Origin of the sequence: Pseudomonas sp. LAIL14HWK12:I7, from assembly GCF_000483465.1 — a bacterium.
Classification (GTDB): Bacteria; Pseudomonadota; Gammaproteobacteria; order Pseudomonadales; family Pseudomonadaceae; genus Aquipseudomonas; species Aquipseudomonas kermanshahensis.
Map to the genome: position 1 here is coordinate 635,255 of NZ_KI519605.1, position 24,932 is coordinate 660,186.

Consider the following 24,932-nt stretch of genomic DNA (forward strand, 5'->3'; position numbering starts at 1 on the left):
TGGATATCCGGAATTCGACCTGCGCTCGCCCTTTGGGTTCCGCCCGGCTGCCGGGCGGTCGTTACCCGCCCTGAATCAGATCAGGCTGGCGGTAGGGGCGACACAGGCGAAGTTGTCGGCCATCACGGCCATTTCACACTGGTGAATCTGTGCGGCCGGGATGACCCCGTCCTTGAACGCCAGGTCGCGGGTCGCCGAGGCGTCTTCCACCAGGGTGCACCGATAACCATAGTCCTTGGCGCGGCGCACGGTGGTGCTGACGCTGGAGTGGCTCATGAAACCGCAGACGATCAGGTCCAGGTGGCCCAGCGCCTGCAGGGTGTCGTGCAGCTTGGTGTTCTTGAACGCGTTAGGCATGCGCTTTTCGATGACGATTTCGCCTTCGTGTGGCTCCAGCCCAGGGATGAACTGGCCACCGCTGCCTTGTGGGTCGAAACGGCCACCGACAGTGCCCAGGTGACGGACGTGGATGATCGGACGGCCGCTCTTGCGCGCGGCATCGAGCAACCGGGCGATGTTGGCCACGGCCTCGTCCATGCCCGACAGTGCCAGGGGACCACTGAGGTACTCCTTTTGCGCATCGATGATGATCAGGCTGGCGTGGCTCAGCTTGGCCGGCGGGTAGTCGCGGCCAGTGAGGCGGAACATCGTGGTTGGAACGGACATCAAGGGCTCCTTGGAAGGGCTTTTGTATACCTATTGTCCCTTGCCTTGGCGTCAATGGGAATGGTTGACATCGCAAACAGCGTGGTTACTGGCCTGTGGCTACCCTTTGGGGAACGCCAAGGAACAATTGTGCGGGTTGGGCTGTTAGACTTTTGTACGGTCTGAATTAGGAGTACCCCCGTGATCACATCCCGTCTGCGCACGCTGCGCGACTACATTCGCTGGGCGGTCAGCCGCTTCCACGAGCGCGAGCTGTTCTTCGGCCACGGTGCCGACAACGCCTGGGACGAAGCCCGCCTGCTGGTGCTGGGCGCCGTGCACCTGCCATGGGAGGTGGCCGACAGCTACCTGGACTGCATGCTCGAGGACGACGAACGCGTGCGCCTGCAGCACCTGCTCAAGCGGCGCATCGAAGAGCGCGTGCCCACCGCCTACCTGCTGGGCGAGGCGTGGTTCTGCGGCATGTCGTTCATTGTCGACGAGCGCGTGCTGGTGCCCCGTTCGCCGATTGGCGAGCTGATCGAAAAACGTTTCGAGCCGTGGCTGGCGTCAGAGCCTGCGCGCATTCTGGACCTGTGCACCGGGTCTGGTTGCATCGGCATCGTCGCGGCCGAAGTGTTCCCCGAGGCCGAAGTGGTGCTGGGCGACCTGTCGTTCGATGCCCTTGAGGTGGCGAACCAGAACATCGAGCGTCACGGCCTGGACATGCGCGTCTACACCGTGCAGGGCGATGGTTTCGATGGCCTGCCAGGGCAGCGCTTCGACCTGATCCTGTCCAACCCGCCGTATGTCGATGCCGAAGATTTTGGCGACATGCCGGCCGAGTATCACCACGAGCCTGAGCTGGGCCTGGCCTGCGGTAACGATGGCCTGGACCTGGTGCGGCGGATGCTGGCCGAGGCGGCTGACCACCTGACCGACAAAGGGTTGCTGATTGTCGAAGTGGGCAACAGCCAGGTGCATGTCGAGTCGCTGTACCCCGAGGTGGATTTTGCCTGGCTGGAATTCGAGCGGGGGGGGCATGGGGTGTTCATGCTGACGGCTGAGCAGTGCCGGCAGCATCAAGAGCTGTTCAAAGCTCGGGTTTGAGTGGGGGCTGCTTTGCAGCCCATCGCCGGCAAGCCGGCTCCCACAGGTACAGCGCCGTTCTCAAGGCCAGTGCTGCACCTGTGTGGCTTGCCGGCGATGTGGCCGGAACAAGCAACACAAGCAGTTGTTCCCACAGGTACGGCGCCGTTCTAAAGGCCAGTGCTGCACCTGTGTGGCTTGCCGGCGATGTGGCCGGAACAAGCAACACAAGCAGTTGTTCCCACAGGTACTGCGCCGTTCTAAAGGCCAGTGCTGCACCTGTGGGAGCGGGTTTACCCGCGAAGCAGGCGCCACGGTCTCAGCGGGTAGCAATCCAGATCAGCAGCCCCGCCTGAAACATCGCAAATGCCACCAGGCAGGTGATGGTAAAGCGCAACCCGCCATCTTCACGCCGGTACTTGGCCACCCGCTCATCCCGTTCGCGCAGTTGGCCTTCCATTTCCTGCAGCTGTTGATCGGCCTGCTGCAGCAAGTTGGCCGCATCGAGAATCTCCACCCGCTGCAGCCGCTCGCTGCTCCAGGCGCCTTTCAGCTGGCCCACCGTGGCTTCAACGGTACGGCCTTTGAGGTGCTGAGGGTCTTCGTACTCCACTTCGATACCCACCCCGCGCAAGAATTGGTCCCGGCGCAGGCGTGAATCCTCGCTCAGGGCATCCTTGCTCGGCAGTGCCATGCCTTCGACCCGGTAATGCGACCACCTGCGCTGCAGCCATTGCACGGCCTGGGCCAGCATGAAGCGGCCGATACCGCGGTTCAGGGGTTCCAGCTGCAGGCCCTGGTCGCTGCCAATGCGCACCAGGCGTTCGGCGTGGTCGACGCGGATATCCAAGTGGTTCTGCTCTTTACGCACCTTTTGCCCTGGCAGCTGGATTTCCATGCGCAGCAGGCTGTGGGCTTTGTCGTGGCGCTCGGCGTAGCCGAACTGCACAAAACGCAGCGGGCGGGCGCCGGTGGCGCGGTCGGTGGGCAAGGGGGCCAGGCGCAACAGCTGGAAGTGTTCGGCGGCAAGGTCGGCCCAAGGCAGCGCGGCGCCGTCCTGGGGTTGTGGCTCGTCGGCCGGCTCTTGGGCGGCGGGGGCAATTGTCATGGGGGCTGTCCTTAGGTTCGGGCATGCGACAAATGGGGCTGCTGCGCAGCCCATCGCTGGCAAGCCAGCTCCCACCAAGGGCGCGCTGCTCTCAAGGGCACTGCTGCACCTGTGGGAGCCGGCTTGCCGGCGATGGGCCGCCAACGCGGCCCCGGATTCGCCGCCAATACCGCCTTATCGGCAGCCCCGGCCAAGACCTGAGGGTCAGGCCGATGGCAAATGCTGGATGAACGTGACGATCCGCTCCCCCAGCTCACGGGCCAGTGGCAGCTCGGGGTTGAGGTAGCTGTCACGCTGTTCGCTCATGGCCTTGGGGCTGATGCGCAGCATGTGGTTCATGCCATCGATCAGCACCAGTTGCGCATCCGGTTTCGCAGCCTTGAGGCGCTCGGCATCCGTTACGTCGACCTGCACGTCGTTGCGGCCCTGGACGATCAGCGCCGGCATCGGCAATTGCGCGAACGCCGCCGCTGGGTTCTGCCGGAACAGCGAAATCAGGTACGGCTGCACGCTGGGGCGGAACACCTGGCGCAACGGCGCGGGCACATCCAGGCTGGTCTGCCCAGCCTGCAGGCGGTCGAGCAAGTCACTGCCACGGGCCAATTGGGCGGGCGGCAGGCGCTGGGCCAGCTGCTCGCGCAGTACGTCGGCCAACGGGCGGCCGACGCCGGCCAAGGTGATCACCGCGCTGGCACCTGCCTGTTCGGCGGCGAGGCTGGCGATCAGCGCGCCTTCGCTGTGGCCCACCAGAATCAGCGGGCCGAACCGCGGGTCGGCCTTGAGCTTGTGGCTCCAGGCAACCACATCGGCGACATAGCGCTCGACGCTGAGGTCGCGCTCATCGGGCGTGGCCGGCTGGCTCGCGGCCACGCCGCGCTTGTCATAACGCACGCTGGCAATGTGGTCGTTGGCCAGCACCAGGGCCAGCCGCTTGAGGTTGTCGATACGCCCCGTGGCCGGGTTGTTGCCGTCTCGGTCGGTGGGGCCGGAGCCCGCAATGATCAACACCACCGGGGGCGGCGTGGCCTGTTGTGGCAGCAGCAGGCTGCCGTGCAGCACCCCCTGGCCGGTGTCGAGGTCGATGGGGCGCTGCAAGACGGTGGGGGAGGCGGCCTGGGCGAGGCCAGCACAGAGCATGAACAACAAGGCGACGAGGCGCGGCATCATGGGGTACTACGGTGGGGAGATGTCGGTTTGACCCAATGTTTGTGGGAAGGTTCGGTGCGTAGTTGCCTGTGCTGGCCGCTTCGCGGGTAAACCCGCTCCCACAGGAACATCACTGCTTTCGGGCTAGGGTCCACCCTGTGGGAGCGGGTTTACCCGCGAAGAGGCCCGCACAGACAACCAATCCCTCGGTATTTTTCCGTATACTGCCGCTTTCGTTCACCTCAGGCAGACTCGCGGAGCGTCCATGTCCGGCAATACCTACGGCAAGCTGTTCACTGTCACCACCGCAGGCGAAAGCCATGGCCCGGCGTTGGTCGCCATTGTCGATGGATGCCCGCCGGGCCTGGAGATTTCCCTGGCCGACCTGCAGCATGACCTCGACCGGCGCAAGCCTGGCACCAGCCGGCACACCACCCAGCGCCAGGAGCCGGACGAGGTCGAGATCCTCTCCGGTGTGTTCGAAGGCCGCACCACCGGCTGCTCGATCGGCCTGCTGATCCGCAACACCGACCAGAAGTCCAAGGACTACTCGGCGATCAAGGACCTGTTCCGCCCGGCGCACGCCGACTACACCTACCACCACAAGTACGGTGAGCGTGACTACCGCGGCGGCGGCCGCAGCTCGGCCCGCGAAACGGCCATGCGTGTCGCGGCAGGGGCCATCGCCAAGAAGTACCTGGCCACCCAGGGCATCACCGTGCGTGGCTACATGAGCCAGCTGGGCCCAATCGAGATTCCGTTCAAGACGTGGGAATCGGTCGAGCACAACGCCTTCTTCAGCCCAGACCCGGACAAGGTGCCGGAACTCGAGGCCTACATGGACCAGCTGCGCCGCGACCAGGATTCGGTTGGGGCGAAAATCACCGTCGTGGCCGAAGGCGTGATGCCAGGCCTGGGCGAGCCGATCTTCGACCGCCTTGACGCGGAATTGGCCCATGCGCTGATGAGCATCAATGCGGTCAAGGGCGTCGAGATTGGCGCCGGCTTTGCCAGTGTCGCCCAGCGCGGTACCGAGCACCGTGATGAGCTGACCCCGGAAGGGTTCCTCAGCAACAACGCCGGCGGCATCCTGGGGGGGATTTCCTCGGGCCAGCCGATCGTTGCGCACCTGGCGCTGAAGCCGACCTCCAGCATCACCACGCCGGGCCGTTCCATCGATGTGGAGGGCAACCCGGTGGACGTGATCACCAAAGGCCGTCATGACCCCTGTGTTGGCATCCGCGCCACGCCGATCGCCGAAGCGATGATGGCCATCGCCCTGATGGACCACCTGCTGCGCCACCGCGCACAGAATGCCGACGTGAAGGTCAGTACGCCGGTGCTGGGCCAGCTTTGATTCGTCAGTGCCGGCCTCTTCGCGGGTAAACCCGCTCCCACAGGTACTGTGCTGCCCTCAGGGCCTGCACCTAACCTGTGGGAGCGGGTTTACCCGCGAAGAGGCCGGCACAGGCAACAACCAATCTGGCTGAGCCCCCATGCCCCCAATCCCCTACTGGCGCCTGTCCAGCTTCTACCTCTTCTACTTCGCCCTGCTGGGCTCCACAGCCCCTTTCCTGGCGCTGTACTTCGACCACTTGGGTTTCTCCCCGGCGCGCATCGGCGAGCTGGTGGCCATCCCCATGCTGATGCGCTGTGTCGCTCCCAACCTGTGGGGTTGGTTGGGCGACCGTACCGGCCAGCGCCTGCTGATCGTGCGCCTGGGCGCGTTGTGCACGCTGGCCAGCTTCGCCCTGATCTTCTTCGGCAAGAGCTACGCCTGGCTGGCGCTGGTCATGGCCCTGCACGCGTTCTTCTGGCACGCGGTGCTGCCGCAGTTCGAGGTCATCACCCTGGCGCACCTGCACGGGCAAACCGCCCGCTACAGCCAGGTCCGCCTGTGGGGTTCGATCGGTTTCATCCTCACGGTGGTGGGCTTGGGGCGCTTGTTCGAATGGCTCAGCCTGGACATCTACCCGGTCGCCCTGGTGACGATCATGGCGGGCATCGTCCTCGCCAGCCTGTGGGTGCCCAATGCCCAGCCGCTGGAGCAGGGCGAGCGCAGCGGGGCGGGCGGCTTTTTACAGCAACTGCGGGCACCTGGGGTTATCGCGTTTTATGCGTGCGTGGCGCTGATGCAGCTCAGCCACGGGCCGTACTACACCTTCCTTACCCTGCACCTGGAACACCTGGGCTACAGCCGCAGCGCCATCGGCCTTTTATGGGCGCTGGGGGTGGTGGCCGAGGTGCTGGTGTTCATGGCCATGAGCCGCATTTTTGCGCGGTTTTCCGTGCAGCGGGTGTTGCTGGCCAGTTTTCTGCTGGCGTCTTTGCGCTGGCTGCTGCTCGGCAACCTGGCCGATGCCCCGGCGGTGCTGGTGCTGGCCCAGGTGATGCACGCGGCCACCTTTGGCTGCTTCCATGCCGCCTGCATCGCGTTCGTCCAGGCCAGCTTCGGCGCTCGCCAGCAAGGCCAGGGCCAGGCGTTGTACGCGGCGTTGTCTGGCACCGGCGGTGCGCTGGGCGCCTTGTACTCGGGCTACAGCTGGAAACTGCTGGGGCCGACCTTCACCTTTGGTATGGCCAGCGCCGCAGCCTTGGCCGCAGCCGTTATCATTGCCCTTTGTTCGCAATCGACCAGGACCCGCCACTGATGAGTACCCTCAGCGTTTTCCACCCGTCCAGCCCAGGCCTGCCGAACAAGCTGCTGACCCACCACGACGACATCGCAGCGACCCTGGCCGAGCAGGGCGTGCGTTTTGCCCATCACCCGCTTGCGCTTCGGGTTCGCCCTGGCAGTTCAGAGGATGAGGTGATGGCAGCTTGCCGGGAACACCTCGACCAGTTGATGACCGGCCACGGCAGTGCGGCCTTCACACTGCTCAACCGTGGCGGGGTGGACCCGGCACAGGCGGATGTACGTGACGAGCATGTGCATGACGCCGAAGAGGTGTTTGCGGTGGTGAGCGGCCGGGCCCAAGTGGGTTTGCGGTTGGGCGAATTCGTGTATTCGGTGCTGTGCGAGAAGGGCGATCAGCTGGTGGTGCCGGCAGGCACGCGGCGCTGGGTAGAGCTGGGCGAGACGCCGTTCTGCCTGGCGTTGCGGTTGTTTGGCAGTGAGCAGGGGATGCAGGCGCGGTTGACCGGGGATGAGACTGCCCGGGCGTTTTTAGGGATCGACGAGTTGTAATGCTTGGGCGGGCCTCTTCGCGGGGCAAGTCGGACCGCCGCACCGCCGCTCCTACAGGTCAGTGGTATTCCTGTGGGAGCGGCGGTGCGGCGGTCCGACTTGCCCGCGAAAAGGCCGGTGCAGGCAATCAACGATAGGTCGGCAAGGCAAACCGCTGCTGGCTCTGCAGCATCGAAATCACCGGCAGCTCGCTGGCCTGTTCAGCCAGGTCACGGCGGATGGCGCTGATCGCCCAGGACAGCTGCTCGGCGCTGTGCAGTTGGCCGTAGGTCAACACGCGGCGGGTAACCTTGCCATCAGCGGCGCGCAGGGTGAGCAAGACACCACCATCGGGGCGGGGCTGGGTTGCGACCTGGTAGGCCGAAAACACCGAGACGAACTTTTCCTGGATGAGGTCCATATCAACTCCTGACTGTTGTGTGGCAGACGTGAGTTGATGGTTGCAGTGACCGTGCCAGAAACTGATTAAGTTAAAAATTCTTTAAATTCAATGGTTTACGATGCTGCCGAAAGGATCTCTTCGTGCAACCTGCAAGGTCGTGCATTTTGCACAGTGCAATTTGCACGGCCTGCCGGCCACCTATCGGCCCGATAGAATCTGAACCTTTGACCGCATGGCCTTGCCTGACAAAGACTTGGGCAACCATTTTTGCCAGGAGGTTCAACATGTCCACCGTCCAACCCTCGCCTGCCGCCATGACCGATGACGAAACCGCGGCCTTCGCCGAGCAGGTGTTCGAACGCGCCCGCCAAGGTGACGCCCCGATGCTTGAGCGGTTGCTTGCCAGTGGCCTGCCTGCCAACCTGCGCAACCACAAGGGCGACACCTTGTTGATGCTGGCCTGCTACCACGGCCACCATGACGCGGTGCGCGTGCTGCTGGAGCACGGCGCCGACCCATTGATGGCCAATGACAATGGCCAACTGCCAATCGCTGGCGCCGCGTTCAAAGGCGACCTGGCCATGATCCGCTTGCTGCTGGAGCATGGGGTGCCGGTCGATGCCGCCGCGCAGGACGGGCGCACCGCGCTGATGCTGGCGGCCATGTTCAACCGCAGCGAGATCCTCGACTACCTGCTGGCCCAAGGTGCCGACCCGGCACACCAGGATGCTCGCGGCGCCACCGCGCTGATGGCCGCGCAAACCATGGGCGCGGCAGACGCCGTGGCGCGCCTGCAGGCGCTGGCCGGCTAACTGTTCGGGGGCGTTTGCGGCTATCCTTGGCGACTTTTCACCGGTCGCAGGCCCCCTTCATGAAAAACCAATTGCTCGAACTCATCACCCTCATCGGCGCCGGTTGCATGCGCGATGAAGACATCGAGCGCATCGCCGACGAGGCCGCCCAGGCCTACGCCGACCCCGTCGCCTTCCTGGCGGCCAACCCGGACATCAACTACGACGACACCTTCCCGATCCCGCTGGGGGAGTGGATCGTGCTGGGCAGCCTGCCGGACACCGTGCTGTTCCAGGCTGACAGCTATCAGGACCTGTTCCAGAACATCGCCGACTCGTTCGACAAGAGCGTGCCGTTCACCCTCAAGCCCAAGCAGCTGGCGCGCACCGAGCCACTGACCGCGCTCAATCGCATCCAGGTGCAGATGGGGGCGTTGAACAAGGAGGCGGGGGGTTATGTACTGCTGAACTTCAGCCAGTTGCTGGATGATGAATTGCAGATGGTGATGGTCGGCCAGCATGACCTGGCACGGGTGCTGGAACTGGGGGCTGAGGTGGGGATCAAGACCGAGCCGGCTTTGGAGGCTTTGAAGGTCGCGGTTCACGTCTGATTTGTCGGTTGGCTGGACCGGCCTCTTCGCGGTCCGACTTACCCCGCGAAGAGGCCGCTACAGGCAGTCGAAGAACTCAGCCCAGCGCCGTATCCAGAAACATCATCACCCCGAACCCACCCATCAACCCCAGGGTCGCCGCCGTCTGGTGGCCATTGCGATGGGTCTCGGGAATCACCTCGTGGGACACCACAAAAATCATCGCCCCCGCCGCCAACCCCATGCTTATCGGGTAGGCCAAGGCAAAACCGGTGGAAATCCCCAGGCCGATCACCGCACCCAGCGGCTCCATCAGCCCTGAACCCACCGCTACCAACGCCGCCTTCATGTTCGACAGCCCCGTGGCGCGCAACGCCAAGGCCACGGCCAGGCCTTCAGGAATGTCCTGGATGGCGATCGCGCTGGTCAGCGGCAGGCCGATGTTCATGTCGCCATTGGCGAAACTGACCCCAATCGCCATGCCTTCGGGCAGGTTGTGCAGGGTAATCGCCAACACGAACAGCCACACCCGGTTGATGCGCTCTGCCTCTGGGCCGCAAGGGCCAGTGCTCTCGTGCTCGTGTGGGGTGAAGCGGTCCAGGCCCAGCATCAGCAATACCCCAAGGCCCATGCCCAGCACCACGGTAAACGCCGCCGCCGGGCCGTTGCCGGTGATCTCGCGGGCGGCATCCAGGCCCGGCAGAATCAACGAAAACGAACTGGCGGCCAGCATCATGCCGGCGGCAAAGCCGAGCATCACATCCTGGGTGCGCGCACTCACATCACGCAGCACCACCGCCAGTACCGCGCCCAGGGCCGTGGCGCCAAAGCCGGACAAACCGCCCAGCAGCGCCAGGTGCAGGTTGTCGGCATGGTCGCCGTTGACCGCGTTCCACAGGCTTGCCGCCAGCAGCACGATCACCGCCAGCAGGCTCAACCCCAGGCCGGCGCTGAGCCAGGGGGTAGTCAGCACCTGTTGCCGCCAGGCGCTCAGCAGCGAGGGTGGGGTGGCGGTTTCGGAATGGGCTGGGGGCATGTGAACCTCGAATCAATGAATACAGGCAGTCTAAGCAAGGACCTGCACGATCGGCCAAGGATTCCCTTCTATCGACGTGATAGCTGGCTATGCTGTGCTGCAACGTCTTTGCAAGGGAGTAGCGGCATGGGGTCTACATTCAATAGCCTGGTTGGCCTGATCATTCTGGCTCTGGATATCTGGGCGATCCTCAATGTGATCAAAAGTGGCAGCGAAGTGGGCATCAAGGTGTTGTGGATTCTGCTGATCGCGCTGCTGCCGGTGATAGGGCTGGTGATCTGGGCAATTGCCGGGCCCAGGGGCAATGTGCGGATCTGATAGCGGACATAAGCAGAAATGCGGCCGTGACAAAATTTTCACATTGGTTTAAACAGAATCCGCACCCGCACAATGCTGCGTTGGTATTAACCTTCGCCATCTCCGCAAACCCGCAATCCTAGGACTTTCCCATTCATGGCTAACACGGATGCCTTGAAACAGGGCGCGCGAGCGTCGTTCGCGCCGACCCTGAAATCCCACCTGGCCTACACGCTGCTCAGCGGCCTGGTCATCATGCTGATGCTCAGCCTCGTGCGCCTGGCGCTGTTGGTCTACAACAGCGACATGATCGGCGATACCCCCTATGCGACTGTCGCTGAAGGCTTCCTGAACGGGTTGCGCTTCGACCTGCGGGTGGTGGTGTACATCAGCATTCCGCTGCTGTTGGCCATTCTCAGCCCTTGGGCCATGGCCCGGCGTGGCGTGTTCCGGCTGTGGCTGACCCTCGCCTCCAGCGTGGTGATGTTCCTCGGCCTGATGGAGATGGACTTCTACCGCGAGTTCCACCAGCGCCTCAACGGCCTGGTGTTCCAGTACATCAAGGAAGACCCCAAGACCGTCATGAGCATGCTCTGGTACGGCTTCCCGGTGGTCCGTTACCTGTTGGCCTGGGTCATTGGCACCTGGCTGCTGAGCCTGCTGTTCAAGGGTGTCGACCGCATGACGCGCGGCGGCCAGCCGACCGGCGCCACCCCGCAGCGCAGCGTAGCGCCGTGGTACAACCGCCTGGCGGTGTTCATGGTGATCCTGCTGGTGGCCGTGGTCGCCGCCCGTGGCACCCTGCGCCAGGGCCCGCCGATGCGTTGGGGTGATGCCTTCACCACCGACTCCAACTTCGTCAACCAGCTGGGCCTGAACGGCACCCTGACGTTGATCGATGCTGCCAAGAGCCGCTTCGGCGAAGACCGCGCCAACATCTGGAAGCCGGTGCTGGACCAGCCGCTGGCCACGCAGACCGTGCGTGAGCAACTGCTGACCGCCCACGACACCCTGGTCGACGCCGACGAAGCCGCGATCCGCCGTGACTTCGTGCCACCGGCCGAGCGTACCCTGCCGATCAAGAACGTCGTGGTGATCCTCATGGAGAGCTTCGCCGGCCACTCGGTGGGCGCCCTGGGCAGCCCTAACAACATCACCCCGTACTTCGACAAACTGGCCAAAGAAGGGTTGCTGTTCGACCGCTTCTTCTCCAACGGCACCCATACCCACCAGGGCATGTTCGCCACCATGGCCTGCTTCCCTAACCTGCCAGGCTTCGAATACCTGATGCAGACCCCGGAAGGCGGGCACAAGCTGTCGGGCCTGCCGGCACTGCTCAGCGCCCGCGATTACGACGACGTGTACGTCTACAACGGTGACTTCGCCTGGGACAACCAGTCCGGTTTCTTCGGCAACCAAGGCATGACCACGTTCATTGGCCGCAATGACTTCGTCAACCCGGTGTTCTCCGACCCGACCTGGGGTGTGTCCGACCAGGACATGTTCGACCGTGGCGCTGAGGAGCTGGCCAAGCACGACGGCAAGAAGCCGATCTATGCGCTGCTGCAGACCTTGTCCAACCACACGCCTTACGCGTTGCCCAAGGACCTGCCCGTAGCGCCTGTGACCGGCCAAGGCCGCCTGGACGAGCACCTGACGGCCATGCGTTATTCCGACTGGGCGTTGGGCCAGTTCTTCGAGAAGGCGCGCAAAGAGCCGTACTTCAAGGAGACCCTGTTCGTCATCGTCGGCGACCACGGCTTCGGCAACCACCAGCAGGTCACCGAACTGGACCTGGGCCGCTTCAACGTACCGCTGCTGCTGATTGCCCCGGGCATCCAGGAGAAGTTCGGTGCGGTCGACCACACCGTCGGTACCCAGGTCGACATCGTGCCGACCATCATGGGCCGTCTGGGTGGCCAGACCCGTCATCAGTGCTGGGGCCGCGACCTGCTCAACCTGCCTGAGGGCGACCAGGGCGTGGGCATGATCAAGCCGTCGGGCAGCGAACAGATCGTTGGTTTGGTGCAGGGTGACCGCATCCTCATCGAGTCCAAGGACATGAGCCCGCGTATGTACCGTTACCAGCTGGGCAGCGAGTTCAAGGCCGAGCTGATCGAAAGCCCGGACCAGCCGGAAATGCTGAAAAAGCTTGAAGCGTACATCCAGACGGCGACCAAGAGCCTCTTGGACAACACCGCTGGCGTCGTGCACGGCACGCCGAAGTAACCCCCAGCAGGCGCGCCCGTTGTCCCCGGCACGCGCGCCTGTCATCGCCGGCTGCCGCGTCTATCATCACCGGCTGCCGCGTCCGTTGTAGGAGCAGCCTTGTGCTGCGAAGAGGCCAGTGAAAGCACCGTAGATCTTTGGTGTTTACACTGGCCTCTTCGCAGCACAAGGCTGCTCCTACAAGGGCCACCGCAAACCCTGCCAATTGAAGGGCCACCGCAAAGCCCTACCAACTCGAGGACCACCGCAAAGCCCTGCCAACTGAACAAATCCCCCCGCCCAAGGTCAAGCTATACAGGCGCCACACACCCGGCGTTCTTCAGACCGAGGGCTCGTTCCATGAAAGAGTGGGAAGTCATCTTTGCCGACCAGAAAGGCGAACCGACGTCATTGCGGCTGCGGGCTGAACATTGCCCCAGCGAAGAAGACGCGGCCCGTGCCATTCGCTCGCACTTGTTTCCGGTCATGGATGAATTGGACCTCAACGACTTCCAGGACCGTGCACCATCTCCCACGGCGCGCTGGCTCAAAGAGCAAAATGGCGTAACCATCACCCGTATCCAGGAAGCGCCCTGAAGCTTGCGTTGACGTGGTGCCCACGCAGGCACTACGCTGGACCCAGGTGCCGGCCTATTCTGCGGGTCGGCACCCATAACATTCGCGTCTTGCATCAGCTCTATACAACTCGATCTGTCCGGCACCGCCGGCAGGTACGTAGTGCCCGGAAAGTCTATCCATTGCATTGCAGGAGGACGATTCATGAGCAGCCAGAACGACGATATCAGCAGCAATGTCCTGCGCCAGATGAAAGCTGGCGGTTTTGACTTCACCCGCATCCACCCTATCGAGTTCTACGCAGTATTCCCTGATGAAGCCGGCGCGCGACGGGCAGCCGGGCAATTTCGTGGCGAGTCCCTCAACGCCCAGGTACGCGAACGCAAAGACGGCGCCTGGCACCTTGAACTGAGCAAGGTCATGTATGCCACTTATGGAGGGATTGGCGACTTCGAAGAAACGTTCGAGCAACTCGTTTCACCGTACGGTGGCGAGGTCGAAGGATGGGGCGTCAAGCAAGAGCGACTGTGCGCCTGACCCTGACTCACCCACTGCCGCTCCACAGGCTTATGCACCTCCCTGTAGGAGCGGCCTTGTGCCGCGAAGGGCCGCCAAGCGGCCCCAACCTCTCAGGGCTTACGCCCCGCCATATGCCCCAGATAAGCCAGTAGCGCATCCAGCTCCTGCTCGCTCAACACAGCCTCTGTAAACCCCGGCATCTTCGCCTGCGGCCACGTTCGAAGGCTTTGCGGGTCACGGATCAGCTTGCGCAAAAATGCCGGCTGGAAGTACTCGGTAGGGTTATGCGGCAAGTTCAAGTCCGGCCCAAACTGGGCATCACCCGCGCCATTGAGGCGGTGGCAGGCCAGGCAGTTCTGCTGGAACAACGCAAACCCCTGGCGCACCGGGTTATCGGCCGGGAGCTTCGGGTCTGGCAGCAGTGCCGGAAAACGCTGCTCCACCGAAGCCAGGCGGCGGATGCTGGCGATCTGGAACGGCCACTGCTCTGGGCGGATGCCGCTGGCCTGCGGTGCCGTCCAGACCAGGTAAAACGGCCCGGCGCTCGGCTTGCCGTTGCCCAACGCGGGCCACGGTTTGGCCGGGTCTTCGACGGCCAGCCAGGCACGCGCCGGCCCTTGCTGCAGCAGCGGCGCGGCAGGCATTTCGGCAGCAAAACCATCCAGCGCGACGGCTTGCAGGTGGTCGTTCGCACCCACGCCCTTCAGCAGCACAGCCAAGGGGACGGCGCGATACTGCATGTGGCGCTTATAGGAAACGTCCTGCTCGATGCTGATGTCGCGCGCCTGCGGGTGGGCTAGCAGCTCGGCGCTGCTCCACTGGCGCGACGTGTCGCCCAGCTCAAGGTGCAGCTGCGCCGCCGACACTGGCAGGCTCAAAAGCAGGGCGAGTAGGGCAAGGCAGTGGCGCATGGGGAGTCTCCGACCTTCAAGGCCGGCAGGTTACATGCGCGCTGCCTGTTGACGCCACAGCCACCGTCAGCCGAATAAACGTGTCAGGTTCGGCAGTATCAGCAGTAGAGTCGTGGCGAAGAGAATGAGCCCTGCTTGGCGTATTTTCGATTGTCTGAACATGGCGGACCGCCTTCTTGTTGTTATTCCTGAATACCCGTTGGCTTCCCTGTCGCGTTTCGGGTCGATCGCAGTGGCGTAAGTTGACGCCTGTTCTGCTTGCCTCTTGAAAGTCGATATACAACCAACAGTAGGGTGTGCGTCATCCATGTTTGAGAACCCTTTGTTCTAATTGTAAGGCTGGTTAATTTCATTGGGTTATGAGGCCAATGGCCAGCTGGCTGGCATGCTCTCGCTAGACAGTGGCGTTACTGCAAACGAAACGCCGGCGAAATATGACCGTTCGTCAGTGCGGCCTACTTGCTTGTACGTGCCTTTCGCGGCAGTCTCTACAGCAGATTCCCACCCATGTCGTTCAGGACTATTTCTATGTCGTTACGCATCTGCATCCTGGAAACCGATGTCCTGCGACCGGAGTTGACGGCGCAGTACCACGGCTATGGCAGGATGTTCGAGCAGCTGTTCTCGCGTCAGCCGATCGCCGCCGAGTTTCGCGTGTACAACGTGATGAACGGCGACTATCCCGCCGACGATGAAGTGTTCGATGCCTACCTTGTGACGGGCAGCAAGGCCGATTCGTTCGGTTCCGACCCTTGGATCCAGACGCTCAAGGCTTACTTGTTAAAACTCTACGCACGGGGCGAGAAGCTGCTGGGCGTGTGTTTTGGCCATCAGCTGCTGGCCTTGACCCTGGGTGGTAAGGCCGAGCGCGCCGAGAAGGGCTGGGGTGTGGGCATCCACCGTTATTCACTGGCGGCGCATGCGCCCTGGATGGACCCGGAGGTTTCCGAGCTGACCCTGCTGATCAGCCACCAGGACCAGGTCACCGAGCTGCCGGAAGGCGCGACCGTAATTGCCTCCAGCGACTTCTGCCCCAACGCCGCCTACCACATTCGTGACCAGGTGCTGTGCTTCCAAGGGCACCCGGAGTTCGTGCATGACTACTCCCGGGCGTTGCTGGATGCGCGACAGACGTCGTTGGGGGATGAGGTGTACCACAAGGCCATTGCCAGCCTGGCCACCGAGCACCAGGGCGACCTGGTGGGCGAGTGGATGTTGCGGTTCATTGGGCAGTCGGTGAGTAAAGACAGCGTGGCGTGATGGCGGGGGGCCGCACAGCGGCCCCAACATCAGTGCTGTACCTGTAGGAGCTGGCTTGCCTGCGATGGGCCGCACAGCGGCCCCAACATCTCAAAGCCAACCCGACTTCTTGAAGCTGGCATACAACCCCGCACACCCCAACCCAATCACCCCTAACACACCAAAATACCCGTACTGCCACGCCAGCTCCGGCATGTTCTGAAAGTTCATCCCATAAATCCCGGCAATCGCCGTGGGGAAGGCCAGAATCGCCGCCCAGGCCGCGAACTTGCGTTGCACGATGCTTTGGCGCGACGACTCCAGCAACATGCCGATCTCGATGGTCTGGCTGGCGATATCGCGAATGCCGACCAAGTCTTCCATCTGCCGCGTGACATGAATCTGCACATCGCGAAAATACGGTCGCATGTTCTTGTCGATGAACGGAAAGCTCAGGCGCTGCAGTTCTTCGCTCACCTCCAGCATCGGCGCCACGTACCGGCGCAGGCGCAAGATGTCGCGCCGCAGGCTGTGCAGCCGGCGGATGTCATCCTCTTGCAGCGAACCGCCCAGCACGCTTTGTTCCAGTTCTTCAATTTCGCCATGGATCGCCTCGCTGACCGGCTGGTAGTTCTCGGTCACGAAGTCGAGCAGCGCATACAGCACGAAATCCTCGCCATGCTCCAGCAGCAGCGGCCGTGCTTCGCAGCGTTGGCGCACCAGGGCGTAGGATTTCGAGTGGCCGTTGCGGCAGGTGATGATGTAGCCATTGCCAGCAAAGATATGGGTTTCGATGAACTCCAGCTTGCCTTCATGACGTACCGGCGAATAGGTGACGATGAACAGCGCATCACCGAAGGTTTCAAGCTTGGGCCGGCTGTGCTTTTCCAGCGCGTCTTCAATGGCCAGCTCGTGCAGGTTGAACTGCCGCTGCAGGTTGGCCAACTCCTCGGCGTTGGGTTCTTCGAGGCCGATCCAGACGAAGTGGCCGGGCTTGCGCGCCCATTCGCTGCCTTCGTCGATGCTGATGTTAGTGACCTTTCTGCCGGCGCTGTACACCGCCGACGCCACGACTCGACCCATGGTTGTCCACTTATTCGATTGAACACCCTTACAGCTTGGGCTGTAAGGGCCCAGAGGGCAACCTAGCGGCGTGCGAGTTCATCTTCCATGCGGTCGATGCACTGCTGCATCTGGCTGCGGCACTGTTCGACCAGGGCGGGGATGTCGCGCTGGCTCAAGCCCGCCGTGGCAATCGGCGGCAGCGAGCGCACGATCACCGTCCGCTGCCGCCAGCTGTTCAGGTTCAAACGCCGGGCATAGCGGCTGACGCACACCGGCACGATTGGTACACCGGCTTCGATGGCCATGTGAAAGGCGCCTTTCTTGAACGCCAACAGGTGGTCTGCCGGGTTGCGGGTGCCCTCGGGGAAAATCCAGATCGATGTATCGTCCTGCAGCACCCGCGTGGTCTTTTGCAGCGCCTTGCGCGCCTGGTAGGCATTCTTGCGGTCGATCAGCACATTGCCGCCCAGCCAGAACAGCTGGCCGAACAACGGGATCCAGCCCAGGCTTTTCTTGCCAATAGCCACGGTGCGCGGCGGCACTGCCTGGCCAATGAGGAACAGGTCGAAGTTGGACTGATGGTTGGCGATGATGACGCAACCGGGCGGGTGATCGAACAATGGGCCGACTTCGGCTTTGACCTTGACGCGCATCAGCCAGGCGGCCGGCACGCTGTAAAGCCGGGCAAATACCCGGCTGTTGTCGGGGTTGAAGGGGCGGCACAGGCCGATTATCAGGCCTACAGCGCCAACCACCAGAAAATGCAGGGCCAGCAGGAGCATGCGCAACGAATAAAGCATGGGATGACTCACACCAGATAGTCGCATTCCAGTGTACGACTGTGCACTCAAAGAGGCAAACCTGGGGTGAGTCTGTCGACCTGCAGGGTTAGCCCATGTGGCTCTGATCCAGCTCGATAGCCTTGTCCAGAGCCTCCAGCAGGCCCTTGCGCACCTTCAGCTTGGTGTTTTTGTGCGCCAGCATGTTCAGCTTCTTCAGTTCACGGGCCGCAGCCAGGGCCGCCTCGTGCAGTTGCTCGGCCGGCACCACCTTGTCGAGGAAGCCGGCGTCCAGTGCGCCTTGCGGGTCGAAGATCTCGGCGTTGATCACCGAGCGGTGGAAGGCCGAGCGGCGCAGGCGGTCGCGGGCCAGTTCGATGCCGGCATGGTGCATGGTCATGCCGATCTGCACTTCGTTCAGGCAGACCTTATAGGGCCCGTCGACACCAATGCGGTAGTCGGCCGACAGCAGCAGGAAGGCTCCTTTGGCCACGGCGTTACCGGGGCAGGCGACGATCACCGGGAACGGGTGCGACAGCAGGCGGCGGGCGAGGGTGGAGCCGGCGGTAACCAGGCCTATCGCCTCCTTGGGGCCACTGGTCATGACCTTGAGGTCGTAGCCGCCCGACAGAATGCCCGGCTGCCCGGTGATGATCACCACGGCACGTTCCTGTTCGGCGCGGTCGAGGGCGGCGTTGAAGGCGGTGATGACATCCGGCGAGATGGCATTGACCTTGCCGTTGTTCAGGGTCAGGGTGGCGATGCCGTCTTCGGCGTGGTAGGTAATCAGCTCGCTCATGGCAGAGTCCTTTTGTTGGCGTGGCGACGACGTTACCCAGCGCCGTGGGCCAGGTAAAGCAGCAAGGCTGACTGGCCGGTCAGCGTTTACCGGGCCTCAAATGCAAATGCATGAAAAATTTGAAAAAAATGCTTGCCAAAGGAAAGGCCTTACACTAAATTAGCGCGCCTCGACAGGCTGAAAGGCTTGAAGAGAAAACGGTGAAGTGTCCGAGTGGTCGAAGGAGCACGCCTGGAAAGTGTGTATACGAGAAATCGTATCAAGGGTTCAAATCCCTTCTTCACCGCCACATTCTACAAAAAGCCCCCGCGCTGAAAAGCTCGGGGGCTTTTTGTTTTCGCAGTGCTTATGGGGCTGCTGTGCAGCCCATCGCCGGCAAGCCAGCTCCCACCCGAACTGTCTAGCCTTAAAGGCTAGCGCCGCACCTGTGGGAGCTGGCTTGCCAGCGATGAGGCCAGAACAAGCACCACAAGACAGTTGCTCCCACAAGAACTTTGCAGACTCCAAGGTTGGCGCCAGGCCTGTGGGAGCCGGCTTGCCGGCGATGGGCCGCGCAGCGGCCCCGGGTTCATCAGAAACTCACAGACGCCGACAACCTTGCCGTACGCGGCGCACCCTGGAACAGGTAGTTGTCCCCCAGGTAATCCCCCACATCGCGCCAGTAGCGCTTGTCGAACACGTTATCCACGGTCAACCGCAGCACCGTGTCATACCCCCCAATGCGGGTGCGGTAGCGGCTGCCGACGTCGAACACGGTATAACCGCCCACCTCGACATTACCCGCCTGGCTGGCATATTTGCTGGCGCTGTAGCGCGCACCGCCCAGCAGCGCCAGGCCTGGTACCGGCAGGCTGTATTCGGCCTGCAGCGCCGCACGCAGTTTGGGCACATTGATCGCCTGATGCCCTTCGTAGTCCTCGGTCCCGCTGTTTTTTACCCGCGCGCGAATGGCTGCGGCACTCGCCTGCACTTGCAGGTTCGAGGTCACCCAGCCACTGGCGCCCAGCTCCAGGCCGGTGTTTTTCTGTTGGCCTTGCTGGACATAAGTGAAGGTGCCTTGGCCATCGGGCCGTGCGTATTGATACGCCTGGCGGATCTGGAACAGTGCGGCACTGAAGCTGATGCCTTGCCAGTCGCGCTTGATGCCCAACTCCAGCTGGCGTGACAGGGTGGGGGCGAGGATTTCAGCCGCGTTGCTGGCAAACCACGGTGCCGTACCGCCAGCCGACAGGCCTTTGGCATAGCTGGCGTACAGCGTGGTGTCTGGGCGTGGCTTGTAGATGAGCGCAGCATTGGGCAGCAACTGGTACTGGCGAGTGTGGCGCCCGGCAACACCGGTCTCGTCCCAGGTCTGCTCGTCCAGGCGCACTTTGCGAGCGCCGATCATAGTTTGCCACTGCTCGTTGAAGCTGATGCGATCACTTACGAACAGGCCGTACTGGCGGCTGTCGAGGCGCCGCTCGCTGGCGCCGATCGGCTTGTCAGACGGGTCGAGTGCTGGCGCACCGGTGTAGATATTGCCGGTACCCAGCCACTCGTTGTAATAGGGGCGTTGGTCCACCGTGCGGCGTTGCGCGCTGCTGCCGATTGTCAGGTCGTGCCCTACGCCCAAGGCATCGAAGCGGCCGTTGAGCGTGGCCTGTGCCTCGTCGGTGCGGCGGGTGTCATCCGGGCTGCGGTAGTCATAAATGTCATAGTCGCCATTGCTGCCGAAGAACGCCCCTTCGCTCGAGCCCCAGGCAAACGCACTGTAATCGTCGATCACCACCTTGCTGCGCGACGCACTCAACGTGCCGGTCCAGGCCTCGTTGAAGCGGTACTCGAAACGCCCACCCAGGTTCAGCGAATCGTTCTGTACCGGCTTGGCCCACTGCTGGTAGGCCAGGCGATCATGCGGGTCGATACCGTGTGGCACCTCGGTGCCGCCGAGCAACTGGTAACCGGGCACCGAGCGTTGTTCGCGGTGCTGGTACTCGGCGTCCAGTTGCAGCGTGGCATCCGGGTTGATCTGCCAGTCGAAGGCCAACGAAGCGAAGTCGCGCTTGCCGTCGGCATGGTCGACATAGTTGCGGATGTCTTCATGGGCAAGGTTGGCGCGCAGGCCGAACTGCCGCTCGCTGCCGAACCAGCCGCCCAGGTCGGTGGCCAGGTAACGTTCGCCTTGTTCGTTGGTCGATACCGTCACGCTGCGCACGTCTTCGGCGCGCTTGGTCACGTAATTGATTAGGCCGCCGGGCTCCGAAACGCCGCTTTGCAGCCCGGACAAGCCCTTGAGCAATTCCACTTGCTGTTTGTTTTCCAGGGCCACGTTCTGCTCGCCGGCGAGGGTCTGGCCATTGATCCGGTAGCTGCTGGCGGCATTCAGCTCGAAGCCGCGCACGTTGAAGTTTTCGTAATAGCCGATGGGCGCATAGCTTTCCCCCACCGAGGCGTCGCTTTGCAGCACTTCGCTAAGCTTGCGCACCTGGCGGTCCTCCAGCAGTTGCTGGCTGAACACGCTGACCGAGGCCGGGGTGTCGAGCAGCGGCACGGCCTGGAAACCACCCACCGAGGCTTCGCGCACCTGGTAGCCGTCGTTGCCATAGCTGTCGGAGACCCGCAGCGGGTCCAGCACGATGCTGTCTTCGGCTAGCAAATGAGGGCAATGCAGGGCCAGGCCCAGGCTGAGCAAGCTCAGGGGCAGGCGGGGGCGAAGCGGGGGCATGCGGAGGCTCCTGGATACGCGATACCAGTGCCGGCCTCTTCGCGGGGCAAGCCCGCTCCTACAGGATTTTGCGCAACCCTTGTGGGAGCGGGCTTGCCCCGCGAAGAGGCCGGCACAGGCCATGAAAAAGGCGGCATCTTAACAGCCACCTTCAACATTGGACGATCAGGCCCGCGCGATATTCAGTCGTTGCTGGCCGGGCGCTTGTGCTGGCGCCAGCTGTCGTCGATCTTCGACCAGGTCTTGCCATCGGTCACGGCCAGCAGTTTGCGCCCGTCCTTGAAGGTGGCGAGGAAGGTGGCTTCTTCTTCCTTGCCACCGAGCCAGAGCCCGGCCAGCAGCCCCACCGGCCCGGCCACCAAGGCCCCAGCTACACCCCAGCCAAGGGCGGTACCCAGGCTGCGGCTGGACTCCAAACTGGACAGCTTGAGGTCACTGATGCGTGCAAGTGAGATCCGCTCGCCAGGCGAGGGGCTGCGCGGGGTCTTGAGTGTGAGCGATCCATTGCGATACTCGCCTTCACCTTGCAAGAAATCGCCGGATCGAACCGTGAGTCTTGTCATAAAGTCGTCCTTCAGGGAGGGGGCATTGTCCAGCGCCTACTTGAGCCCTCCCGAGGCAGGCAGTCAACGCTCAGGCGACGGAGGGTAGTGCGTTGCAATGTCGCGGCTGATGCGCTTGCGCTCGGCCAGCGCCCAGGCCAGCAGCGCCAGTGTACCGATCACCAACCCGGCAACGACGATGCCCATCCAGCCCTGACGCTGGAACAACTGCGTCCCCAGCAGCGACCCCAGCGCACCGCCGATGAAGTAGCAGGTGATATAGCCTGCATTCAGCCGTGTGCGCGCCTCTGGCCGCAGAGCGATCACCGCGTTTTGGTTGCTCACGTGTACCAGCTGTACGGCCAGGTCGAGCATCAATACCCCCAGCAGCAACGCCAGCAGCGAGTACTCGGCAAAACCAAGCGGCACCCACGACAGCAGCAGTACGATCAGCCCGACCGTGGTGCCTAACGCCCCTTTGCCTCGGTCGGCCAGGCGCCCAGCCCAGTTGGCCGACAGCGCCCCCGCCGCGCCTGCCAGGCCGAACAGGCCGATCACGGCGTCCGAGTAGTGGTAGGGCTCTTGCGCCAGCAGGAAGGCCAGTGGTGTCCAGAACAGCGCGAACAGGCTGAACGCCAGCAAGCCCAGCAGCGAGCGCAAGCGCAGCACGGGCTCTTCGATGAACAGGCGGAACACCGAGCCGATCAAGGCCGGGTATTTCAAGCCGGCATGGCTGTGGTGCTGCGGCAAGCTGCGGTACAGGGCCAGGGCGGTGATGGCCATCAGTACTGCGGCCAGCACATAGATACTGCGCCAGCCACCCAGCTCCGCCATGAAACCGGCCGCCGTACGCGCCAGCAGAATGCCCAGCAACAGGCCGCTCATCAGTGTGCCCACAGCGCGCCCGCGCTGGTGCGGCTCACTCAGGCTCGCCGCCATCGGCACCAGGATCTGCGCCACCACCGAGAACAGGCCGGTCAGCGCGGTGCCGAGCAGCAACCACGGCAGGCTCGGTGCGCAGGCGCTGATGACCAGGCCGAGGGTCGAAATGGCGGTCATCACCGTGATCAGGCGACGTTGCTCGAACAGGTCGCCCAGGGGCGCCAGCAGCAACAGGCCAGCGCCATAGCTGAGCTGGGCGGCGATGACGATGCTGCCGGCGCCGGCGGTGCTCAGGCCGAACTGCAGGGCGATGCTGTGCAGCAACGGTTGCGCGTAGTAGTTGCTGGCCACGGCCAGGCCGGTGGCGGTGGCCATCAGCAGGATCAGGGCGCGACTGAGGGTGGGGGCGTTCATGGGGATCTCGGGGGGCAGGGAGCTGTATTCTAGGGGCGTTGAGGGTTTGACGGGGAGTTTTAGGCGCCGCTCGCGCGGCGCTCGATCTCACAGGCGCTAATACCCCCACCTCAAGCCGCAAACCCACCATCCGCCGTCAAACTGGCCCCAGTGATGTACCCCGCCTCTGGCCCCGCCAGGTAGGCCACGAAGCTGGCAATCTCATCCACCTGCCCATAGCGCCCAATGGCCATCAGCGGTATCAGGTTGTCGGCAAACTCACCGCTGGCCGGGTTCATCTCGGTGTCTACCGGGCCGGGCTGCACGTTGTTGACGGTGATGCCCTGGGGGCCGAGGTCGCGTGCCATGCCGCGGGTCAGGCCCACCAGCGCCGATTTGCTCATGGCGTAGGGGGCGCCACCGGCAAAGGGCATCCGCTCGGCGTTGGTGCTGCCGATGTTGATGATGCGCCCGCCCTGGCCCATGTAGCGCACGGCCGCTTGGCTGGCGACGAACACACTGCGCACGTTCACCGCCAGCATGCGGTCGAAGTCCCCCAGGTCGAACTCGGCGATCGGCGCCACCGTCAGCACGCCGGCGTTGTTCACCAGAATGTCCAGCCCACCAAAGGCCTTCGCGGTGTCATCCACCGCCAATTGCACGGCTGCGGCGTCGGCGCTGTCGGCGCGCAGGGCGAGGGCTTGGCCGCCGTTGCCGATGATTTCCTGGGCCAGCTGTTCTGCCGGGCCGGCGGAGCTGACGTAGGTGAAGGCAACCCGAGCACCGTCGCGGGCCAGGCGGCGCACGATGGCCGCACCAATGCCGCGGGAGCCGCCCTGGACCAGGGCTACCTTACCGTCGAGTGGAAGTTGTTTGGACATGCTGATCTCCTGCTGGGAAGCAAGGCCGAATGCCTTGGATGGGCGCAGTATCGGTGGCTAATTACCTGCTGATAAGATGGCAATCACTATTAGCAGAGTAAACCTTTGGTTGTTAATCATGGCCGTGGAATCGTTCAACGCCCTCGAATGCTTTATCCGCAGCGCCGAGGTCGGCAGCTTCGCCGAGGCCGCTCGCCGCCTGAGCCTGACCCCCGCCGCAGTGGGCAAGCATGTGGCTCAGCTGGAAGCCCGGTTGGGCGTGCGACTGTTCCAGCGTAGTACCCGCAAGCTGACCTTGACCGAAGCAGGCCAGCGTTTTCTGGGTGAAGTGAGTGACAGCTTTCGTACCATCCAGTACGCCGTGGCTAACCTGGCCAGTGCCGAAGGCCAGCCGGCCGGGCTGCTGCGGGTCAGCATGGGCACGGTGTTCGGGCGGTTGTACGTGTTACCCCTGTTGGGAGAATTCTTACGCCGTTACCCGGCGATTACCCCGGATTGGCATTTTGACAATCGCCAGGTCGACCTGATCGGCCAGGGCTTCGATGCTGCCATCGGTGGCGGTTTTGATTTGCCGCCGGGGGTGGTGGCGCGCAAGCTGACCCCGGCGCACCGGGTGCTGGTGGCAGCGCCTGCCTACCTGGACCAACAAGCGCCGATTGAGGACCCACAGGCGCTGCAGCGCCACGCCGGCATTCTGATTCGCTCACCGCAGACCGGCCGGGTGCGCTCCTGGCCGCTGACCAGTCGCTGGCAGGAGCAGCAGCCGTTGGTGCTGCGCCAAGCAATGACCATGAGCGATTCGGATGCGGCCTGCGCGGTGGCGCAGCAGGGGTTGGGGGTTGCCTTGGTCAGTCTGCCGTTTGCCGTGCCTTACCTGCAGGCCGGGCGGCTGCGGCGGGTGTTGCCGGATTGGTATGTGGACGATGGGCATATCAGCGTGTATTACGCCCAGCACAAATTGTTGCCCGGGAAGACGCGGGCGTTTATCGATTTTGTCGTGGAGCAGTTCGCGCAGCAGGGGTTGGCGGGGCAGTTCGATGCGCTGCAGGGCCTTTAGATTGATGCTACCTGATCCGGCCTCTTCGCGGGTAAACCCGCTCCCACAGGGATGGCGCAATACCTGGGCACAGATTTCAGGCCTGCAGTGATCCTGTGGGAGCGGG

At 63.3% G+C, this 24,932-nt stretch carries 25 protein-coding genes and 1 tRNA gene; 13 read left to right on the forward strand and 13 right to left on the reverse strand.

The annotated features are described in order from the left end of the window. Positions 1–75: 75 nt before the first annotated feature. Positions 76–666 (reverse strand): cysteine hydrolase family protein, encoded by a 591-nt coding sequence (locus D886_RS0122245; RefSeq protein WP_027596009.1) that lies wholly within the window; start codon positions 664–666, stop codon positions 76–78. A gap of 180 nt (positions 667–846) precedes the next feature. On the opposite strand from D886_RS0122245, the gene prmB reads away from it, so the two are divergent. After that, positions 847–1,755, forward strand: coding sequence for a 50S ribosomal protein L3 N(5)-glutamine methyltransferase (gene prmB / locus D886_RS0122250; RefSeq protein WP_027596010.1), 909 nt, complete (start codon positions 847–849; stop codon positions 1,753–1,755). A gap of 298 nt (positions 1,756–2,053) precedes the next feature. On the opposite strand, the gene D886_RS0122255 is transcribed toward prmB, so the two are convergent. Together D886_RS0122255 and D886_RS0122260 are read right to left on the reverse strand one after the other, a co-directional pair. Beyond that, positions 2,054–2,842 carry a hypothetical protein gene (locus D886_RS0122255; RefSeq protein ID WP_027596011.1) on the reverse strand — a complete coding sequence of 263 codons (789 nt, stop codon included), beginning with the start codon at positions 2,840–2,842 and terminating at the stop codon, positions 2,054–2,056. 204 nt (positions 2,843–3,046) lie between these two features. After that, entirely contained in the window at positions 3,047–4,009 is a 963-nt protein-coding gene (locus D886_RS0122260; protein ID WP_027596012.1) for an alpha/beta hydrolase, read from the reverse strand. Between the two features lie 244 nt (positions 4,010–4,253). On the opposite strand from D886_RS0122260, the gene aroC reads away from it, so the two are divergent. The 3 genes from aroC (at position 4,254) to D886_RS0122275 (ending at position 7,175) form a co-directional block, all read left to right on the forward strand. Then, complete coding sequence (aroC, locus tag D886_RS0122265) at positions 4,254–5,345, forward strand: chorismate synthase (protein WP_027596013.1); 1,092 nt, start codon at positions 4,254–4,256, stop codon at positions 5,343–5,345. Between the two features lie 139 nt (positions 5,346–5,484). Next, positions 5,485–6,639, forward strand: coding sequence for an MFS transporter (locus tag D886_RS0122270; RefSeq protein WP_027596014.1), 1,155 nt, complete (start codon positions 5,485–5,487; stop codon positions 6,637–6,639). Further along, positions 6,639–7,175: an oxidase gene (locus D886_RS0122275; protein ID WP_027596015.1), complete on the forward strand. Its 537-nt coding sequence runs from the start codon at positions 6,639–6,641 to the stop codon at positions 7,173–7,175. Before D886_RS0122270 ends, D886_RS0122275 begins: the two co-directional genes overlap by 1 nt. A gap of 127 nt (positions 7,176–7,302) precedes the next feature. Here D886_RS0122275 and D886_RS0122280 read toward each other — a convergent pair whose 3' ends face one another. Continuing rightward, complete coding sequence (locus tag D886_RS0122280) at positions 7,303–7,575, reverse strand: DUF3509 domain-containing protein (protein ID WP_027596016.1); 273 nt, start codon at positions 7,573–7,575, stop codon at positions 7,303–7,305. Between the two features lie 266 nt (positions 7,576–7,841). Between D886_RS0122280 and D886_RS0122285 the strand changes: the two genes are divergently transcribed. Then, entirely contained in the window at positions 7,842–8,369 is a 528-nt protein-coding gene (locus D886_RS0122285) for an ankyrin repeat domain-containing protein (protein ID WP_027596017.1), read from the forward strand. 59 nt (positions 8,370–8,428) lie between these two features. Then, on the forward strand, positions 8,429–8,959 hold the full coding sequence (locus tag D886_RS0122290; RefSeq protein WP_027596018.1) for a hypothetical protein: 531 nt from the start codon (positions 8,429–8,431) through the stop codon (positions 8,957–8,959). Between the two features lie 76 nt (positions 8,960–9,035). On the opposite strand, the gene D886_RS0122295 is transcribed toward D886_RS0122290, so the two are convergent. Continuing rightward, the gene (locus D886_RS0122295; RefSeq protein WP_027596019.1) at positions 9,036–9,974 is read right to left on the reverse strand and encodes a ZIP family metal transporter; all 939 of its coding nucleotides are present in this window, start codon (positions 9,972–9,974) and stop codon (positions 9,036–9,038) included. A gap of 126 nt (positions 9,975–10,100) precedes the next feature. Here D886_RS0122295 and D886_RS0122300 point away from each other — a divergent pair, with 126 nt between their 5' ends. The 4 genes from D886_RS0122300 to D886_RS0122315 all read left to right on the forward strand — a co-directional run bounded on the left by D886_RS0122300 (position 10,101) and on the right by D886_RS0122315 (position 13,592). Beyond that, complete coding sequence (locus D886_RS0122300) at positions 10,101–10,292, forward strand: PLDc N-terminal domain-containing protein (protein ID WP_027596020.1); 192 nt, start codon at positions 10,101–10,103, stop codon at positions 10,290–10,292. A gap of 135 nt (positions 10,293–10,427) precedes the next feature. Next, positions 10,428–12,500, forward strand: coding sequence for an LTA synthase family protein (locus tag D886_RS0122305; RefSeq protein ID WP_027596021.1), 2,073 nt, complete (start codon positions 10,428–10,430; stop codon positions 12,498–12,500). A gap of 339 nt (positions 12,501–12,839) precedes the next feature. After that, positions 12,840–13,076, forward strand: a complete 237-nt coding sequence (locus D886_RS0122310; protein ID WP_027596022.1) for a hypothetical protein — start codon at positions 12,840–12,842, stop codon at positions 13,074–13,076. 183 nt (positions 13,077–13,259) lie between these two features. After that, entirely contained in the window at positions 13,260–13,592 is a 333-nt protein-coding gene (locus D886_RS0122315; protein WP_027596023.1) for a ribonuclease E inhibitor RraB, read from the forward strand. Between the two features lie 92 nt (positions 13,593–13,684). Here D886_RS0122315 and D886_RS0122320 read toward each other — a convergent pair whose 3' ends face one another. Beyond that, a complete protein-coding gene (locus D886_RS0122320; protein WP_027596024.1) occupies positions 13,685–14,485 on the reverse strand; it encodes a cytochrome c in 801 nt (266 codons plus the stop codon). Positions 14,486–15,013: 528 nt separating this feature from the next. Between D886_RS0122320 and D886_RS0122325 the strand changes: the two genes are divergently transcribed. Beyond that, positions 15,014–15,745: an amidotransferase gene (locus D886_RS0122325; RefSeq protein ID WP_027596025.1), complete on the forward strand. Its 732-nt coding sequence runs from the start codon at positions 15,014–15,016 to the stop codon at positions 15,743–15,745. Between the two features lie 90 nt (positions 15,746–15,835). Here the strand turns inward: D886_RS0122325 and D886_RS0122330 are convergent, their stop codons facing one another. The 3 genes from D886_RS0122330 to D886_RS0122340 all read right to left on the reverse strand — a co-directional run bounded on the left by D886_RS0122330 (position 15,836) and on the right by D886_RS0122340 (position 18,367). Further along, positions 15,836–16,807, reverse strand: a complete 972-nt coding sequence (locus D886_RS0122330) for a magnesium and cobalt transport protein CorA (RefSeq protein WP_027596026.1) — start codon at positions 16,805–16,807, stop codon at positions 15,836–15,838. Positions 16,808–16,869: 62 nt separating this feature from the next. After that, positions 16,870–17,589 carry a 1-acyl-sn-glycerol-3-phosphate acyltransferase gene (locus tag D886_RS0122335; RefSeq protein ID WP_027596027.1) on the reverse strand — a complete coding sequence of 240 codons (720 nt, stop codon included), beginning with the start codon at positions 17,587–17,589 and terminating at the stop codon, positions 16,870–16,872. An 88-nt stretch (positions 17,590–17,677) separates the two neighbouring features. Continuing rightward, positions 17,678–18,367, reverse strand: a complete 690-nt coding sequence (locus tag D886_RS0122340; RefSeq protein WP_027596028.1) for a crotonase/enoyl-CoA hydratase family protein — start codon at positions 18,365–18,367, stop codon at positions 17,678–17,680. 199 nt (positions 18,368–18,566) lie between these two features. On the opposite strand from D886_RS0122340, the gene D886_RS0122345 reads away from it, so the two are divergent. Continuing rightward, positions 18,567–18,656: transfer RNA gene (locus tag D886_RS0122345), tRNA-Ser, on the forward strand. A 282-nt stretch (positions 18,657–18,938) separates the two neighbouring features. Here D886_RS0122345 and D886_RS0122350 read toward each other — a convergent pair. From D886_RS0122350 to D886_RS0122365, 4 genes are all read right to left on the reverse strand, one after another. Then, entirely contained in the window at positions 18,939–21,071 is a 2,133-nt protein-coding gene (locus tag D886_RS0122350) for a TonB-dependent siderophore receptor (RefSeq protein ID WP_027596029.1), read from the reverse strand. A 182-nt stretch (positions 21,072–21,253) separates the two neighbouring features. Continuing rightward, the gene (locus D886_RS0122355) at positions 21,254–21,634 is read right to left on the reverse strand and encodes a hypothetical protein (protein ID WP_027596030.1); all 381 of its coding nucleotides are present in this window, start codon (positions 21,632–21,634) and stop codon (positions 21,254–21,256) included. 63 nt (positions 21,635–21,697) lie between these two features. Continuing rightward, positions 21,698–22,909: an MFS transporter gene (locus D886_RS0122360; protein ID WP_027596031.1), complete on the reverse strand. Its 1,212-nt coding sequence runs from the start codon at positions 22,907–22,909 to the stop codon at positions 21,698–21,700. Between the two features lie 110 nt (positions 22,910–23,019). Beyond that, complete coding sequence (locus D886_RS0122365) at positions 23,020–23,769, reverse strand: 3-oxoacyl-ACP reductase family protein (RefSeq protein ID WP_027596032.1); 750 nt, start codon at positions 23,767–23,769, stop codon at positions 23,020–23,022. Between the two features lie 118 nt (positions 23,770–23,887). On the opposite strand from D886_RS0122365, the gene D886_RS0122370 reads away from it, so the two are divergent. Beyond that, the gene (locus D886_RS0122370) at positions 23,888–24,826 is read left to right on the forward strand and encodes a LysR family transcriptional regulator (protein ID WP_027596033.1); all 939 of its coding nucleotides are present in this window, start codon (positions 23,888–23,890) and stop codon (positions 24,824–24,826) included. Positions 24,827–24,932: the final 106 nt, after the last annotated feature.

What these genes read in the sequence shown, in the direction of transcription:
- D886_RS0122330 (WP_027596026.1), bottom strand. Translation starts at nt 16,807, where the DNA reads ATGGGTCGAGTCGTGGCGTCGGCGGTGTACAGCGCCGGCAGAAAGGTC.
- D886_RS0122305 (WP_027596021.1), top strand. Translation starts at nt 10,428, where the DNA reads ATGGCTAACACGGATGCCTTGAAACAGGGCGCGCGAGCGTCGTTCGCG.
- aroC (WP_027596013.1), top strand. Translation starts at nt 4,254, where the DNA reads ATGTCCGGCAATACCTACGGCAAGCTGTTCACTGTCACCACCGCAGGC.
- D886_RS0122295 (WP_027596019.1), bottom strand. Translation starts at nt 9,974, where the DNA reads ATGCCCCCAGCCCATTCCGAAACCGCCACCCCACCCTCGCTGCTGAGC.
- D886_RS0122300 (WP_027596020.1), top strand. Translation starts at nt 10,101, where the DNA reads ATGGGGTCTACATTCAATAGCCTGGTTGGCCTGATCATTCTGGCTCTG.
- D886_RS0122275 (WP_027596015.1), top strand. Translation starts at nt 6,639, where the DNA reads ATGAGTACCCTCAGCGTTTTCCACCCGTCCAGCCCAGGCCTGCCGAAC.
- D886_RS0122365 (WP_027596032.1), bottom strand. Translation starts at nt 23,769, where the DNA reads ATGTCCAAACAACTTCCACTCGACGGTAAGGTAGCCCTGGTCCAGGGC.
- D886_RS0122355 (WP_027596030.1), bottom strand. Translation starts at nt 21,634, where the DNA reads ATGACAAGACTCACGGTTCGATCCGGCGATTTCTTGCAAGGTGAAGGC.
- D886_RS0122310 (WP_027596022.1), top strand. Translation starts at nt 12,840, where the DNA reads ATGAAAGAGTGGGAAGTCATCTTTGCCGACCAGAAAGGCGAACCGACG.
- D886_RS0122270 (WP_027596014.1), top strand. Translation starts at nt 5,485, where the DNA reads ATGCCCCCAATCCCCTACTGGCGCCTGTCCAGCTTCTACCTCTTCTAC.
- D886_RS0122350 (WP_027596029.1), bottom strand. Translation starts at nt 21,071, where the DNA reads ATGCCCCCGCTTCGCCCCCGCCTGCCCCTGAGCTTGCTCAGCCTGGGC.
- D886_RS0122260 (WP_027596012.1), bottom strand. Translation starts at nt 4,009, where the DNA reads ATGATGCCGCGCCTCGTCGCCTTGTTGTTCATGCTCTGTGCTGGCCTC.
- D886_RS0122340 (WP_027596028.1), bottom strand. Translation starts at nt 18,367, where the DNA reads ATGAGCGAGCTGATTACCTACCACGCCGAAGACGGCATCGCCACCCTG.
- D886_RS0122320 (WP_027596024.1), bottom strand. Translation starts at nt 14,485, where the DNA reads ATGCGCCACTGCCTTGCCCTACTCGCCCTGCTTTTGAGCCTGCCAGTG.
- D886_RS0122290 (WP_027596018.1), top strand. Translation starts at nt 8,429, where the DNA reads ATGAAAAACCAATTGCTCGAACTCATCACCCTCATCGGCGCCGGTTGC.
- D886_RS0122325 (WP_027596025.1), top strand. Translation starts at nt 15,014, where the DNA reads ATGTCGTTACGCATCTGCATCCTGGAAACCGATGTCCTGCGACCGGAG.
- D886_RS0122315 (WP_027596023.1), top strand. Translation starts at nt 13,260, where the DNA reads ATGAGCAGCCAGAACGACGATATCAGCAGCAATGTCCTGCGCCAGATG.
- D886_RS0122360 (WP_027596031.1), bottom strand. Translation starts at nt 22,909, where the DNA reads ATGAACGCCCCCACCCTCAGTCGCGCCCTGATCCTGCTGATGGCCACC.
- D886_RS0122370 (WP_027596033.1), top strand. Translation starts at nt 23,888, where the DNA reads ATGGCCGTGGAATCGTTCAACGCCCTCGAATGCTTTATCCGCAGCGCC.
- D886_RS0122285 (WP_027596017.1), top strand. Translation starts at nt 7,842, where the DNA reads ATGTCCACCGTCCAACCCTCGCCTGCCGCCATGACCGATGACGAAACC.
- D886_RS0122255 (WP_027596011.1), bottom strand. Translation starts at nt 2,842, where the DNA reads ATGACAATTGCCCCCGCCGCCCAAGAGCCGGCCGACGAGCCACAACCC.
- D886_RS0122280 (WP_027596016.1), bottom strand. Translation starts at nt 7,575, where the DNA reads ATGGACCTCATCCAGGAAAAGTTCGTCTCGGTGTTTTCGGCCTACCAG.
- D886_RS0122335 (WP_027596027.1), bottom strand. Translation starts at nt 17,589, where the DNA reads ATGCTTTATTCGTTGCGCATGCTCCTGCTGGCCCTGCATTTTCTGGTG.
- D886_RS0122245 (WP_027596009.1), bottom strand. Translation starts at nt 666, where the DNA reads ATGTCCGTTCCAACCACGATGTTCCGCCTCACTGGCCGCGACTACCCG.